This window comes from Stomatohabitans albus, from assembly GCF_036336025.1.
GTDB lineage: Bacteria > Actinomycetota > Nitriliruptoria > Euzebyales > Euzebyaceae > Stomatohabitans > Stomatohabitans albus.
Genome location: NZ_JAYKKE010000002.1, coordinates 396,359 through 410,280, shown reverse-complemented (window position 1 = coordinate 410,280; position 13,922 = coordinate 396,359). Strand labels below are relative to the sequence as shown.

General features: G+C 51.6%; 12 protein-coding genes. 7 read left to right on the top strand and 5 right to left on the bottom strand.

The genetic code is table 11. From position 1 onward, the window contains the following. Nucleotides 1-34 precede the first annotated feature (34 nt). The 3 genes from VCU37_RS06895 to VCU37_RS06885 are packed head-to-tail and all read left to right on the top strand — an operon-like array spanning nt 35 to nt 2,592. A complete protein-coding gene (locus tag VCU37_RS06895; protein ID WP_336249897.1) occupies nt 35-1,033 on the top strand; it encodes a methionine ABC transporter ATP-binding protein in 999 nt (332 codons plus the stop codon). Then, nucleotides 999-1,727, top strand: a complete 729-nt coding sequence (locus tag VCU37_RS06890) for a methionine ABC transporter permease (protein WP_336249896.1) — start codon at nt 999-1,001, stop codon at nt 1,725-1,727. The genes VCU37_RS06895 and VCU37_RS06890 overlap by 35 nt, the downstream gene beginning before the upstream one ends. Before the next feature lie 16 nt (nt 1,728-1,743). Further along, nucleotides 1,744-2,592: a MetQ/NlpA family ABC transporter substrate-binding protein gene (locus tag VCU37_RS06885; RefSeq protein WP_336249895.1), complete on the top strand. Its 849-nt coding sequence runs from the start codon at nt 1,744-1,746 to the stop codon at nt 2,590-2,592. Nucleotides 2,593-2,674: 82 nt separating this feature from the next. Here VCU37_RS06885 and VCU37_RS06880 read toward each other — a convergent pair whose 3' ends face one another. Beyond that, the gene (locus VCU37_RS06880) at nt 2,675-3,331 is read right to left on the bottom strand and encodes a helix-turn-helix domain-containing protein (RefSeq protein WP_336249894.1); all 657 of its coding nucleotides are present in this window, start codon (nt 3,329-3,331) and stop codon (nt 2,675-2,677) included. A 65-nt stretch (nt 3,332-3,396) separates the two neighbouring features. On the opposite strand from VCU37_RS06880, the gene VCU37_RS06875 reads away from it, so the two are divergent. From VCU37_RS06875 to VCU37_RS06865, 3 genes are read left to right on the top strand one after another with little or no spacing between them, the layout of a single operon-like run. Continuing rightward, entirely contained in the window at nt 3,397-4,785 is a 1,389-nt protein-coding gene (locus VCU37_RS06875) for a hypothetical protein (RefSeq protein ID WP_336249893.1), read from the top strand. A 31-nt stretch (nt 4,786-4,816) separates the two neighbouring features. After that, nucleotides 4,817-6,055 carry a glucose-1-phosphate adenylyltransferase gene (gene glgC / locus VCU37_RS06870; RefSeq protein ID WP_336249892.1) on the top strand — a complete coding sequence of 413 codons (1,239 nt, stop codon included), beginning with the start codon at nt 4,817-4,819 and terminating at the stop codon, nt 6,053-6,055. A gap of 1 nt (nt 6,056) precedes the next feature. Continuing rightward, on the top strand, nt 6,057-6,968 hold the full coding sequence (locus VCU37_RS06865; RefSeq protein WP_336249891.1) for a cation diffusion facilitator family transporter: 912 nt from the start codon (nt 6,057-6,059) through the stop codon (nt 6,966-6,968). Here the strand turns inward: VCU37_RS06865 and VCU37_RS06860 are convergent. From VCU37_RS06860 to dnaE, 4 genes are all read right to left on the bottom strand, one after another. Beyond that, complete coding sequence (locus tag VCU37_RS06860; RefSeq protein WP_336249890.1) at nt 6,965-7,597, bottom strand: TetR/AcrR family transcriptional regulator; 633 nt, start codon at nt 7,595-7,597, stop codon at nt 6,965-6,967. The two genes, VCU37_RS06865 and VCU37_RS06860, sit on opposite strands and share 4 nt — an antisense overlap. Further along, on the bottom strand, nt 7,584-7,880 hold the full coding sequence (locus VCU37_RS06855; RefSeq protein ID WP_336249889.1) for a DUF3040 domain-containing protein: 297 nt from the start codon (nt 7,878-7,880) through the stop codon (nt 7,584-7,586). The genes VCU37_RS06860 and VCU37_RS06855 overlap by 14 nt, the downstream gene beginning before the upstream one ends. A 121-nt stretch (nt 7,881-8,001) precedes the next feature. Then, the gene (gene dinB, locus VCU37_RS06850) at nt 8,002-9,177 is read right to left on the bottom strand and encodes a DNA polymerase IV (protein ID WP_336249888.1); all 1,176 of its coding nucleotides are present in this window, start codon (nt 9,175-9,177) and stop codon (nt 8,002-8,004) included. A gap of 3 nt (nt 9,178-9,180) precedes the next feature. Then, nucleotides 9,181-12,561, bottom strand: coding sequence for a DNA polymerase III subunit alpha (dnaE, locus tag VCU37_RS06845; protein ID WP_336249887.1), 3,381 nt, complete (start codon nt 12,559-12,561; stop codon nt 9,181-9,183). A 174-nt stretch (nt 12,562-12,735) separates the two neighbouring features. On the opposite strand from dnaE, the gene VCU37_RS06840 reads away from it, so the two are divergent. Then, a complete protein-coding gene (locus VCU37_RS06840) occupies nt 12,736-13,845 on the top strand; it encodes a BMP family lipoprotein (RefSeq protein WP_336249886.1) in 1,110 nt (369 codons plus the stop codon). The last annotated feature ends 77 nt before the right edge of the window (nt 13,846-13,922 follow it).

Sequence of the window (13,922 nt, the reverse complement as noted above, 5' to 3'; positions counted from 1 at the left end):
CAAAAACCACCCGATAGCAGGAAAGGAGGGTCCATTGATCACGTTAGCGCATGTCTCAAAAACCTTTCCTGGGCCCAATCCTGTACGCGCGTTGGATGATGTGAGCTTACATGTTGAAGCTGGCGAGATTTATGGTGTCGTTGGTACCTCTGGTGCTGGAAAGTCAACGCTGATTCGTACGGTTAATGGCCTCGAACGTCCCGATAGTGGCACCGTCACGGTGAACGGGCGTGATATGCGTGCCTTGCATGGAGAAGCACTGCGGGTAGCCCGTCACGACATCGGAATGATTTTTCAACAGTTCAATTTATTGTCCAGTAAAACAGCACTGGCCAATGTTGAGCTTGCGTTGATCACCTCAGGTTTTACAGGTGATCGCGAACGTGAAGCCATGAACATGCTGGATCGTGTTGGTCTTGCCGATCGTGCCCACCAGTACCCTGCCCAGCTTTCTGGTGGGCAAAAACAGCGAGTCGGGATTGCCCGTGCCTTAGCGAGTAAGCCGAGCGTGTTGCTCAGTGATGAAGCCACCAGTGCCCTTGACCCTGAAACAACACACCAGATTCTTACCCTTTTAAAAGAGCTGAATGAAGAGCTAAACCTCACAGTGCTCCTCATTACGCATGAAATGGAAGTGGTAAAAACCATTTGTCACAGCGCCGCATTGATGCGTAAAGGCAATATCGTTGAACAAGGCAAACTCGTGGATGTGCTTGCGGTTCATGGATCAGTGTTAGGGAATGAACTGTTCCCACTTGGGCCACTCCCACGCTCTCGCGGCAATACGATCATTGAAGTGACCTTTGCTGGTGTGGCAACTAATGAACCCTTCATTGCACAGCTTGTGCGCGACCATGACATTGACGCGTCGTTATTGGGTGCGGCGATAGAGAATATTGGTGATATGCAAATCGGACGGACCCGGCTTGAATTGCCTGGCCCGGTGGAATTACATCAACATGCCCTTGCTGACCTACGGTCTAAGGGGTTAATTGTCGATGTCATCAGCAACCGGGAGGGCAACGATGGTTGATCCGAGCGCACCAGGCTTTTGGCCCAAGTTATTTGAATTACTGCTTGAAGCGACGTGGCAGACGCTATTCGTGGTTATCGGCACGATGATTTTTACCGGCATGTTCGGACTGCTGATGGGCATTGCCCTTGTTGCTACCGAAAAGGGCGGGGTACTTGAGGCACCGTTTGGATCTCGAGCTCTAGGTAAGGTGATTAATGGCTTTTTGGCTATTTCCATCAATATTGGGCGGTCTATTCCCTTCATCATCTTGATGGTGGCCCTCATCCCATTCACGCGGTTCCTATTGGGGAGTGCCTTTGAGGTACACAGTGCGATTGTGCCCCTCACGATTGCTGCCATCCCCTTCTATGCCCGGATTGTCGAGATTTCACTCAAAGAGGTTCCACCAGGACTCATCGAGGCTGGAGAATCACTGGGTGCAACACGGTGGCAACTTATTTCTCGGTTCATGCTGCCTGAAGCAATCCCTGGGTTGTTACGCGGATACACCACAACGGCGGTCAGTGTTATCGGTTATAGCGCCATCGTGGGGGTCATTGGGGCCGGTGGGTTAGGTGATGTCGCCTTACGATACGGCCATCAGCGCTACAGCGTTATCCACATTATTGGCACGGTTGTGATCCTTGTCGCCATTGTTCAAGTTTTCCAAGCCGTTGGTGGCTGGTTAGCCAACCGACTAGACCACCGATAATTCGAAAGGAATGCACATGAAGAAACTGATTGCTGTTGTGGCGGCAAGCGCCTTTGCGCTGGCCGCATGCGCAGCCCCAAGTTCAACTGATTCAGCGTCTGCGGGTGCGTCTTCGGGCGCGAGCACGGCAGCAGGTGAGGGCGGCAAGCTAGGAACCTTGAAGGTCGGTGCTACCGCAAGTCCAGAGGCTGAGATCATCCAATATGTTATTGATTCTGGCCAAGCTGAACGAGCCGGTCTTGTCGTAGAGATCCAAGAGTTCAGCGACTACACCACACCCAATCAAGCGCTGGCAGATGGGTCAAATGACGCCAACCTCTTTCAACATCAGCCGTTCTTAGATGAGTATTTGGCGAATAACCCCAATGACAAAATTGTCACGGTGGGGCCTGTTCACTTGACCCCGATGGCGGTCTATTCCAAGACGCTCAAGTCCATCGATGAGCTTGGTGAAGGGGCACGCCTCGCCATTCCGAATGATCCATCTAATGAAGCGCGCGCCCTTGAACTATTGTCCCGTGAAGGGCTAATCAAGGTCGAGCAGGATGCGACATCAATCGACCAGATCACCGATAACCCCAAGAAGCTCGAAATTAGGGAACTCGAAGCCGCCACATTGCCATCAGCACTCGATGATTTTGATGCGGCAGCGATTAACTACAATTATGCCGCTGGGGCAGGACTCACCGCCGAAAGCCAAATTGCGGTCGAACCACAAGACAGTGTCTGGTACAACATTGTTGCCACCCGCGAAGAGTTAAAAGATGACCCGCGTATCACGACCTTCTACTCCCTCTTAACCAGTGATGAAACAAAGAAGTGGATGGAAACCGAGTGGAAGGGTCTCGTGATCCCTGCACCATAAGGCAGCACACACTTGTACGACGTATAACGGGCACCCCTGAGGTGCCCGTTATTTGGTGAGTGCTATCGAAAGTAAATGCGTGTTAGGCGCGCCGCCATGTTGAGTCGCCAGTCTCTTCGTCTGGTTCGCCTTTAATCAGTTCACCATCGGCTTCCATACGCTCAATCAGCTGGCGTACCACGGTACGTGACACGTCGGCCTGTTCAGCTAACTCTGCCACCGTGAATGGTTGCTCAGTCATCGCAGCGACGGCACGACCGGTCGGGCTATCAGGATCTTCGCTCCCTGCGGTTGGCGTTGCTGAAGGGGTTGGTGTGGAAACGGGTACGACGCGGGTGCTTTCGCTACGGTCGGTTGTGTCGACGACTTCTTCAGCGGCACGCATTTCATCTTCGTCAACCCACCCAGCAGCTTCGTCACTGATATTCAGTCCAGCCTGGCGGAGTACTGGTAACGGGACACCTTCATAGAAGAAGTCGTCACCGATCACTTGGTTGGCTTCAGCCCATTGGCCGGCAAAGGCAACAAAATCAGCTTCAAGATCAGGAATATAAGTGGCTGGATCAGAGGCTTGCCGCCATTGAGAGCGCAACAATACGCGACGAACAGGGTCCGTTGCTTCGGTTATTTGCCCGGCAAGATCGTCTACGTGGTCCCAGTCAACCGCCGAATTGGGGTCTTGAAGTGCTTCCATGTAGGCGCGTACCGCTTCGTCAGCGACGCGAGCTCCACGTACCATGAGTTTTCCTTTCACAGAGGATCAGTTGCACGTCATGCTACCAAACTGGTTGGCGCATACCGCTAATGCCATATTCTTTACATGAGATTATGACTGGTGACCCGAAGAATCGATTTCCCCAACCATCCGATCCCGATTCGGAAGGGTGGTGGCCATCTGCATATTTTGATCAGCCCGACTACCCAGGAGAATATGCGGGTAGAGACCCGTCTGACCAGGGAAGTAAGGCATCGGTATCACCGAAACAAGAAGCTGCTCCGAGTGTCTCTGTACTAAAAAGGGACACTATTACTGTTGAATCAGACACACCGCTATCAATGCCATCAGATTTATCTGATGCTGAGCGGTGGGCCTCGATGGATGGTCACGAACATCCTCCGATGCTGGTGACTGTACCAAACCAGGATGAGGCCTCTGGATCTAACGAATTAGACGTCATCCCTACAGTTACCCCTGCTTTTACGAAAGAAGAGACAGAAGCAATTTTGCGGGGTGAGGTACGGACCTCTGAGCAAGAACCTCAGCAACCACCTCAGCAACCACCGCCTCTGGTATCACCACAATCAATCCCAAGTTCTCCACCCCCCTCTTCATCAGAACTAGCCCCTTCCCCCATGTCACCAGACCAACAACCTATCGATCAGCGAGCAGACATGAGCGCACCTCAACGTGCTCCTGCTCAAGCGATGCCATCACAACCTGAACCAACTCAATCGGCACCAATTACTGTAGCTCCGCGAAGTGTTGCCCCATCTGTACCAATCCCTGCTGATGATACCGATAGTTGGATTGTCGAATCCTTTACTGAAGAAGACCAAGATGAGACGCCATACGGAGCGCCCTTCTCTTCAGAACCCCCAGCTGCAAGCCGATTCTGGGGGCGGTCTGCACGCCGGCGATCTACTGATAATGAGGTCGATCGTAACCTCACAAATACCCATGCCCCGCTCGATGTTTTGTTTGCCCAAGATCAGGTAGGGAAAGCTCGTCGCATGGCACTTCAACCGGGGTTTGGTCGAGACATCCTTGTTTGGCTGGTTGCCCTCATCGGTGCGGCTCAACTATTGGGCCGTTTTTGGGTGTTGCTCCCGACATTGACCGCATGGAATGCAAACCATTCAGATTTTCAAATTAGAGCAGCGATCAGTTTGATGGTCGGTGGAGCAGTTGGGGTTGTCCTCACGATTCTTGCCGTTCGCTTCATTACCGGGATGCGGTCGTCATTGCCTTGGATGATCGGCAGTTTTCTCGTCTTTGGGGTGTTCCCGTGGTACGGCTTCGGGTCACAACTCTCCCCCACTGGATTGCCACCAATTCCTCCATTTATGGATGTATTGTTTAATCCGATCTACGACCCTTCTAGCATGTATGGGCTAGCACTATTCGTGTTAGCGATCTGTGCACTCGCCGCAGGAGTGGCCGCATCAATGGTTGGTACTTCTCGGAGAAGTTGACTAATCCACAGTCCTTCGTTACCGTGCAGCCATGAGCAACACACGTGTTCTTGCAATGGTCCTTGCCGGTGGCAAAGGTACGCGCTTAACCCCTCTCACGGTTGACCGTGCCAAGCCTGCTGTTCCCTTTGGTGGGAGCTATCGAATTATTGATTTTGTGCTATCCAATCTCGTCAATGCGGGACTACGACGTATTGTGGTATTAACGCAATACAAGTCTCATTCGCTCAATATTCATCTGAATCAGACGTGGCGCATGTCACCGTTGATGGGTGATTTCGTGACCCCCGTTCCAGCTCAGATGCGTTCTGGAAACCGCTGGTTTGTGGGATCGGCCGATGCTATTTTCCAAAATTTGAATGTCATCAGAGACGAACACCCTGATCACGTCGTTGTCTTCGGTGCTGACCATATTTATCGCATGGACCCGCGGCACATGCTTGAAGAACATATTGCGTCGGGGGCTGGGGTCACGGTAGCCGGTATTCGTGTGCCCAAAGAAGAAGCGGGTGCCTTCGGCATTATTGAGCCAGGCCCAGATGGGCGTACGATAGCGCATTTTGTCGAGAAGCCATCAGACCCACCAACTATCCCAGGTAGTCCAGATGAATGTTATGCATCTATGGGGAACTACATTTTTAGCGTTGACGCCCTGATGGAGTACTTGTCAGCCGATGCTAAGGATGATGAATCCCAACATGATCTTGGGGGAAATATCATTCCGGCCATGGTGAAGGACCATGTGGCATCGGTCTACAACTTTTCTGAGAATATGTGGCCTGGTCAAACAACATTTGAGCGAGGGTACTGGCGTGATGTAGGGACGTTGAAGGCCTATCACGAAGCTTCCATGGATCTGGTAAGTCTTGAACCAGCCCTTGACTTGTATAACTACCGCTGGCCCATTCTGTCCTGGAATCCCACGCGCCCTCCAGCCAAATTCGTTCACGATGAAGCTGACCGGATGGGACGAGCGGTGTCATCCATGGTAAGCCCTGGGTGTGTGGTGTCTGGTGGTTACGTTCACGGATCAGTGCTCAGCCCCGATGTACGGGTTAATTCATTCAGTGAAGTACATGAAAGTGTGTTGATGCACAAAGTGAATGTTGGCCGTCACGCGGTCATACACAATGCCATTATTGACAAGAATGTGGTTATTCCTCCACATACCGAAATTGGTGTTGATTTGGATAGAGACCGTGAACGTGGTTTTACCGTGACTGAAGAGGGCATTGTTGTGATTGGAAAAGATATGGAGATTAAAGCGTAATATGGCTTCAGAGGGCGGAACAAAGGCAATTATTGCTGCACTCATCGCAAACGTTGGTATCTCGATTGCGAAGTTCGTGGGGTGGGGCTTTACTGGATCTTCAGCAATGCTTGCAGAAGGTATCCATAGTTTTGCTGACAGCGGCAATCAAATGCTGCTCTTACTTGGCGGACGCTGGGCTAAACGTCCTGCCGATGATATCCATCAATTCGGGTATGGTCGCGAACGCTTTTTCTGGGCATTTATCGTGAGCCTTATTCTCTTTAGTTTAGGCTCGGTATTTAGTCTCTATGAAGGGATCCATAAACTTGTGAATCCCCATAAACCCGAGAACTTGATTGTTGCGCTTATCATTCTGGCTGTCGCAATCCTTCTTGAGGGATATAGCTTTATCACGGCCTGGAAAGAAGCCAATAAATTACGTGGGAATTATTCGTTATGGGAGTTTATCCACATTACCCGTAACCCTGAACTGCCTGTTGTCTTACTAGAAGACTCGGGTGCTTTGGTTGGCCTTGTTATTGCTTTTATTAGTGTGTTATTGAGTGAACTTGTCAATCCAGTCTTTGACGCCATTGGCACCATTTGTATTGGGTTGTTACTCGGTGCAATTGCAATATTCCTTGCGGTTGAAACAAAGAGTATGTTAATTGGCGAAGGGGCCAGTGAACAAGAAGCAACCATGATTCGGAAGGTCATTGATCTTGAACCTGGAATCGTGAAGCTTCTCAATATGCGTACACTGCATACAGCCCCTGAGGAGTTCATGTTGGCTATCAAAGTTGAGATGGATAGCACCCTGTCGTACGCAGAAGTAGCTGACCAGGTCAATGCGCTTGAAATGAAGATTCGAGAGGTCGTCCCCCATGCTCGCTATATCTTTATCGAGCCAGGGTTGGACGGTCAGGGCTAACCCATTTGGGGTCGTTCGATAACCGGGGCATCAAGGAGTTGATTGATTGCCCCACCCCATATCATCATCATCGCATCAGCAACACGTTGACGACTCTGCACATTTTGCGTCGTCGTCAAGTTATGGCTCGCGACCATGGATACAAGGATTTCAGCCGTGTCTTGGATGGCGTCTGGCTTGCACGGTGTGCCAACCACACGTGCAAGCCCTTCGAGACGTTGAATGATCCGGCTGGTAAATGCTTTGTGCACACTCGTCCATGACTGTGCAAACCGTTGTTGGTCTGCTGATGCCTGACGCCATACCTCAAGGATGTCTGCAGCATCAACGTGAACATCCAAGAATGCTTCAATGAGTGAACGTAACCCATCTGTGGGGTTTTGAGCCCGCCAAGGAGATGCCGCAAGGTCAATGAGGGGTGTGACTACCTCACTAATAAGCTCATCCAACACCGCTTCACGGTTTTCATAGTAGGTATAAAACGTGCCGTGACTGACTTGTGCAAGAGAGGTGATGTCATTAACCCTCGTACCAGCCCAACCGTTTTGAACAAAGGCGGTACGCGCTGCATTGCGCAACGCATCTCGTGTTCGTTGCGCTTTGCTTGGTACCGCGCTATCGAGATTCACGGGTTCGGGTGTACCCAGGAATGGGTGAGTTTGTGGTACGCAATAATCGGAACATCCCAGTAAATACAAACACGGCACCAATGGGGGCTAGCCACCACTTCAATGCAATGCCTAACATGAGTATTGCCCCAATCACAAGTAGGATGATCGCCAAACGGCGCTGCTTCCACGTGTAATCAGCCTGGGTGGTCGCCGCGATCTTACGTAACTCTGGATCTTCTTCTGCCAGGTTCGCTGCAATATCATCAAGGATTTGCTGTTCGTGTTCGCTTAGGGCCATCATTCACCACCTCTGTCCCTCTTGTGTCTGTCCCTTGATCTTACAACGTAGCGTCTGTGAACAGCCAGGATATGGCCGATACAGAGCGGCAACATAACGGTTTTTTAGAAGGCGTTTAACCAGGTCAAGTGGGATCAATCAAGGCTCCTCGCGTAACAACCGAACCGTGATATTTATTGCGTATACCGTCTATAACGCGGTCAATGTCTTGCCACTTTTCTTTACCGTCCAAACTGAGTTGGCGTGCCCCCTCGCGTGGATACAACGTACTGAGACTGATGCCTAATAGCCGTACGGCTACTCGTTGGATGTGCATGTGGTCTAACAACAACCGAGCAGCCTCGTAGAGACTTGTTGCATCATCGACAGGCGTAGGCAGGGTTCGGTTACGTGTTGTTGTCGTAAAGGAACTGGTACGCACTTTGAGCGTAACCACCTGGCCACATGAGTGCGCTTTCCTGGCACGAGTTGCAACGTGTTCAGCAAGCCGTAACAGCTCGGTATACATCTGCTCCACATCACTAAGATCACGATCAAAGGTTCGTTCTGCACTGATTTGTTTACGCGGTTGGTGCACAACTACAGGACGTTCATCAATGCCCATTGCACTTGTTCTGAGATGTGCTGCGCTATGGTGACCGATAAGACGATCCAGAAGATCTGGCGGCAACGCCAAAACATCTGCACATGTATGGATTGCGTGGCGTTCGAGTTTTTCTACAGTCTTAGCGCCAACACCGTGGAGCTGTCCGATTGGCAATGGGTTTAGAATCTCTGTGATAGCGGTATGTTCGATGTGATACACCCCGTTTGGTTTTGCCAGATTTGATGCCAATTTGGCAAGCTGCTTAGTGGGGGCAATCCCAACGCTGGCCGGTAGGGTTAGTTCTCGGGCAATCGTTGTGCGAATCTGTGCCGCAATCGTTGCCGGTGGCCCAAACAGGTTTACTGCCCCGCGAACATCGAGATAGGCCTCATCAATACTTACCGCTTCGACAAGCGGCGTAAATGATTCCAAAATGCGCATGACCGCACGGCTTGCCCGCTGGTAATAGTCTCCAGGAGTATGCACGATCCGGAGGTCGGGGCATAGCCGTTTAGCCGTACTCATCGGCATTGCTGAATGAACACCGTATGCACGGGCTTCATAACTGGCTGCGGATACAACGCTGCGCCCACCATCTCGACCAACGACAACGGGTAGCCCAATGAGTTCAGGGTGTAAAACCCGTTCGACAGATACAAAGAAACAATCCATATCGACATGGAGGATTGGTTCAGTTACCTCAGGTGTATCCATACCTTATCCGCTACTTCCAGCACTGGCGTGCCACAACTGGTGTGGCATTGGCTGTGTGCTCAGTGGCCAGGCACGTTCTCCGATAATTGTAGGGAGGCGTCCACGCCGTTGGATACGTCCCTCTACAGCCATCAACCAGTTCGTAAATACCGTGCGGGCACACTCATGGTGAGCCCATGGGAAAAACGTGATGTCAGCGAGGCCAGTGCCATCGTCAAGGGTGAGGAAAATAATGCGTTTACCCGATTTGGTTGGTGGTGTTTGTGAAGCAACCTTAGCGCCTATGATGCGAACACGTTGCCCATTGGGTAAGTGCATCAAGTCAGCACTCTTTGTGGTGTCTGATACACGGTGGGCATACCAGTCGATGATGTGTTGGCTCATATCAATACCCGTGACTTCCACCTCAGCACGGATTTGGTGTGCTGGCCTTAGCGCGGGTAAGCCCACTGGTGGATCAGCGCTAAAGAGTCTTAGTTGAGTCGTGTTAGCTGGGTTTCGGTTTTGGTGTCGCTTGCGTGGTTGGGTCGCCCAGCGTTCCTCTACCTCAAGTTGAATATCACCACGGCTGAGGGCTGGTGCGATCTCATCAAAGGCTCCAATCCGAGCAAGGTCAAAGGCAACCGGTGCGTGGAGTTGGGTGCGTTTATGGACATCTTCGATTGAATGAAAGGGCTGACCTGCACAAATGGAGGTGATTTGAGTCATATCGATACCCCGAATACAGGTGAGGGCAGGACGAATCGCCCAGCGGTGGCGTTGGCCAGTATGACTTGGTGGTGCCTGACCATAATCACCGTCAATGAAGGTCGTATCGGGCGTATATGGGTCTAGTACTCGGGTGACGGTATAGGTCGCTTGTGAATGATTGATGCTGACCCCAAGGGGAATAATGCCATGTCGTCTGGCTTCAGCATAGATCAGGCGAGCCGGGTACATCCCAGGGTCATGGGTGAGCACACCAGCTAAGAACTCGGGCATCATATTCGCTTTCAGCCAGGCGCTACGATACGTCGGCACACTAAAGGCTGCTGCGTGTGCTTTACAAAACCCAAACGATGCAAACTGTGCCAAGCTATGCCAAAGCCAATCAGTAACTGCTTGGGTGATGCCACGACGCTGGCACCATGAACGAATCCAGTCTTCCATTGCAGGAAGTGCATGGGTGTTGCCAAGATTGCGGCGGGCGATATCTGCTTGACCAAGGTCACAACCAGTGATTGCGCTAATACAGCGTATGACTTGTTCGTGATACACGATAACCCCGTAGGTTTCAGCCAAAATAGGAGCCAAAAGGGGTGGCAAGTCGACTGGTTCATGTCCTTCCCGTCGACGCAAGAACGGTTCGATCATGTCACCTTTGACCGGACCAGGGCGAAAGAGGCTGATATCAATGACTAGATCGTGGGTGTTCTGTGGGGTGAGTCGACCGATGAGTTCTCGTTGACCAGGACTTTCGATTTGGAACATCCCGATCGTATCAGAGCGTTGGATCATAGAAAATGTGGCTGGATCGGGTGTGGCGTCAACCAGATCAAAGTCAATGTGCACTCCCCGTGTATGTTCTGCCAACCTTTTGGCGTGTGTCATTGCACTGAGCATACGCACACCCAAAAGGTCTAGTTTTACAAGCCCGAGGTCTTCAATATCGTCCTTATCGTAGGGCACCATCGCAATCGTATCCCCATTGTCGCGGGGACCGGAAGGAATGAGAGGCGCAATATCGCCTAAATCTGCATTAGCCAAGATAAGGCCACAAGGATGGAGGGCGAGGTTGCGTGGAAGCCCGTCTAAGCGTTCAGCTATTGCGAAGAGCCGTTGGAAAGGTGGTGCATTAAGGCCAAGGCCTTGGGCTTCAGGCAATGTAGCGGCTAAGTGGCTGATACGAGCTGCACGGGTTCGGGGAAACGCTTTGGCTGCCAGATTGATGTCTTGTTCTGGGAGGCCGAGCGCTTTCCCTACTTCTCTAATTGCGCTACGGGCTCGAAATGTAGCAACCATTGCGAGACCGGTGACCCGGTTTGCACCCCAAGTATGAATTAAGTCACGTTGTACAGCTTCGCGGCGATGGCTTTCAACATCAAGGTCAATATCAGGGAGGTCTGTACGGTACTCATGTAAGAAGCGTTCCATAATGAGCCCGTAGTGCATGGGATTGACATCAGAGATGCGTAAGGTGTACGCGATAAGGCTGCTAGCAGCCGAACCACGACAAGCAACAAGAATGTCTTGTTCACGGATCCGTTGGACAATCGCACTCACAGCTAAGAAATAGGGGGCGAGCCCACGTGCCGTGACGATACGGAGTTCATGGTCAAGGCGTTGAACGGCTGGGTCATTTGGGTGTTCATCGGGGTTGATACCCAAACGCTCGATCATACCGATACGGCTTAGCTCAGCTAAGGCATAGGTGCTGGTATTGGTTGGTGCAGTATCCCATTGGCCAAAATGTGGTACGCGGTTCTGCCCGAGCCTCCAGTCCACATCAACTTGTTCACTGAGCACCAAGGTGTATTGCAGGGCGTCTGGTCGTTCAGCAAAGGTGTGTTCAATGGCTGCGGGGTCATCCCATAATCCCTCCGACGGGCGACGGCGTGGGTAGGTGGCTCCGACCCGTACCTGTTCACGAATAGCGTCGAGGACATCGGCAATGATGTCATCTTCAGGAACTAAGAAACGTGGTACTTGATTAAGTACGACACGGATACCTAGCGCATCGCCGAGGGCACAGGTGGCGCGGATTAAATGATGGTCTGCCTGGTCGCCATGGTAGGCAATGCCCAAGGCAAGCTGATTAGGGTGTAACCAATGCATCCACCGGCGGGCTTCTGTTTTGGCTTCATCGTGGAGACCAGCACGTATAAGGCGGATGATCGGACTTTGGTGCCCAAAAAGCACAACGAGGCCCGCTACTCCCCCGATGTGGGTTTGAATATCGGCTGTGGTGAGCATGGGGAGACGTCGTGGATTTCCGGTATTGGATAGAAGCGGGATGCCCTCATAAAGACCATGTGCTGCACTGGTTAAGCGACAGATGGCGGCAAGCCCCCGAGTTGTTGTTGCAATAACCGTTATGCGAGGGGCGCCATTAGTGATGAAGGGTTGACCAACGGCACACCCACCGTGCTGGGTTCGTTCTCGTGCTCGTTTCCAGCCTGGTAACGCAGCATCGTGTACTGCAAGATCAACCCCTGGAATATAGGTAATGCCGGCACGATTACAGGCTTTTGCAAGGCGAACAGCACCGGCTAACCCATCTCTGTCGGCTACACCTATCGCTGGCATCTTTGCTTGAACTGCATGAGCTACGAGTTCATCGGGGTGTACGAGTCCTTCACGGTGGCTATAGGAACTTCGAGCAGCAAGATGGATAAACGAACTCATGTTCGATATCCTAAAGGAATCGAACGTATGTTCGCAATGTTTTTTGTGTGCTTGATGTTGTACCCCGTTATCACTAATGCGGTATACCTAGCCAGGGCATGAACATGCCTATGGAGTGACCTCCATATGGGAGGGCATTCATGCAATAGAGACTATGGAGACTGAGGTATTGCAATGGGTAAGCGACTCGTATCTATGCTTGTAGCTGGTCTACTCCTGAGTGCGTGTGGTGCCGCACCAGAACAAGGAGGCACCAGCGAGGGTGGACAAACATCAGCCACAACCGCGGCGAATGGTGATCGGCCTGCCGTTTGTTTAGTCAGCGGGTTTGGTGGCCTTGACGACCAGGCATTCAACCAATCTGCCTATGAGGGCCTTCAAGCAATCGCTGAGGAGTTATCAATCGATTTTACGGTGAATGAACCTCAAGATGTCAGCGATTACCAGCCAAGTTATGACGCCATGGTTCAAGAAGGATGTGGGTTATTGATTGGTATGAGCTACTTGCAGTCTTCAACCGCAGCGAAGGTCGCTGAAGATAACCCCGATCTGCACGTGGCCCTTGTGGACTCTGGGTTCTTCACCGAGCAGAACGAGCCTGTCACACTCGATAATGGACGGCCATTGGAGTTTGATACCGTTCAAGCTTCATTCTTGGCTGGTTATGCAGCATCAGCAGTATCAAAAACACGAACGATTGGCACGTTTGGTGGGACGCAGGAACCGCCAGTTATCGCATTTATGGATGGATTTGCTAAAGGTGCGAACCAGTGGAATCTCGATCATCCTGATGATCCGGTGCATGTATTGGGGTGGGACCCTGAGCAAAAGGATGGCACGTTTGCAGGCACCTATGAAGATATTGCCCAAGGTAAAACCCTCACCACTGCAATGTTTGGGCAAGGAGCCGACATTGTGATGCCTGTAGCAGGCAGTGTTGGCCAAGGGGCGGCAGCTGCGGCAAAAGAAAAGGAAGGCACCTTTGTTATTTGGGTCGACTCAGACGGAGCCCTCAGTGCCCCAGAGTATAAAGATGTGATTTTGACGAGTGTCATCAAGGACGTTGGTGCCTCAGTAAAAGAAGCGGTACGTGATGAGGTTGAGGGCAAGTTCACGGCTAACCCCTATATTGGCACCTTAGAAAACGGGGGTGTGCGTTTAAGCCCCTTCCATGATCATGACGGACTGGTAGACCAAGCGGTAAAAGACCGTTTGGCTGAGCTTCAACAACAAATTATTACCGGCGACCTCAAGCTAGAGAGCGACTACTCTCCCAAGTCATAGCTCAACAGAGGGGATAGTGATTTTCAATGCTGCTGGACCGAACCCGTGGTAGCAAGGAGTGGCCACTATTCCCGCTT

Bases quoted from the DNA above. Each gene is read 5' to 3' on its own strand.
- VCU37_RS06840 (WP_336249886.1), top strand. From the start codon at position 12,736: ATGGGTAAGCGACTCGTATCTATGCTTGTAGCTGGTCTACTCCTGAGT.
- VCU37_RS06855 (WP_336249889.1), bottom strand. From the start codon at position 7,880: ATGATGGCCCTAAGCGAACACGAACAGCAAATCCTTGATGATATTGCA.
- glgC (WP_336249892.1), top strand. From the start codon at position 4,817: ATGAGCAACACACGTGTTCTTGCAATGGTCCTTGCCGGTGGCAAAGGT.
- dinB (WP_336249888.1), bottom strand. From the start codon at position 9,177: ATGGATACACCTGAGGTAACTGAACCAATCCTCCATGTCGATATGGAT.
- dnaE (WP_336249887.1), bottom strand. From the start codon at position 12,561: ATGAGTTCGTTTATCCATCTTGCTGCTCGAAGTTCCTATAGCCACCGT.
- VCU37_RS06865 (WP_336249891.1), top strand. From the start codon at position 6,057: ATGGCTTCAGAGGGCGGAACAAAGGCAATTATTGCTGCACTCATCGCA.
- VCU37_RS06885 (WP_336249895.1), top strand. From the start codon at position 1,744: ATGAAGAAACTGATTGCTGTTGTGGCGGCAAGCGCCTTTGCGCTGGCC.
- VCU37_RS06880 (WP_336249894.1), bottom strand. From the start codon at position 3,331: ATGGTACGTGGAGCTCGCGTCGCTGACGAAGCGGTACGCGCCTACATG.
- VCU37_RS06875 (WP_336249893.1), top strand. From the start codon at position 3,397: ATGCCATATTCTTTACATGAGATTATGACTGGTGACCCGAAGAATCGA.
- VCU37_RS06890 (WP_336249896.1), top strand. From the start codon at position 999: ATGTCATCAGCAACCGGGAGGGCAACGATGGTTGATCCGAGCGCACCA.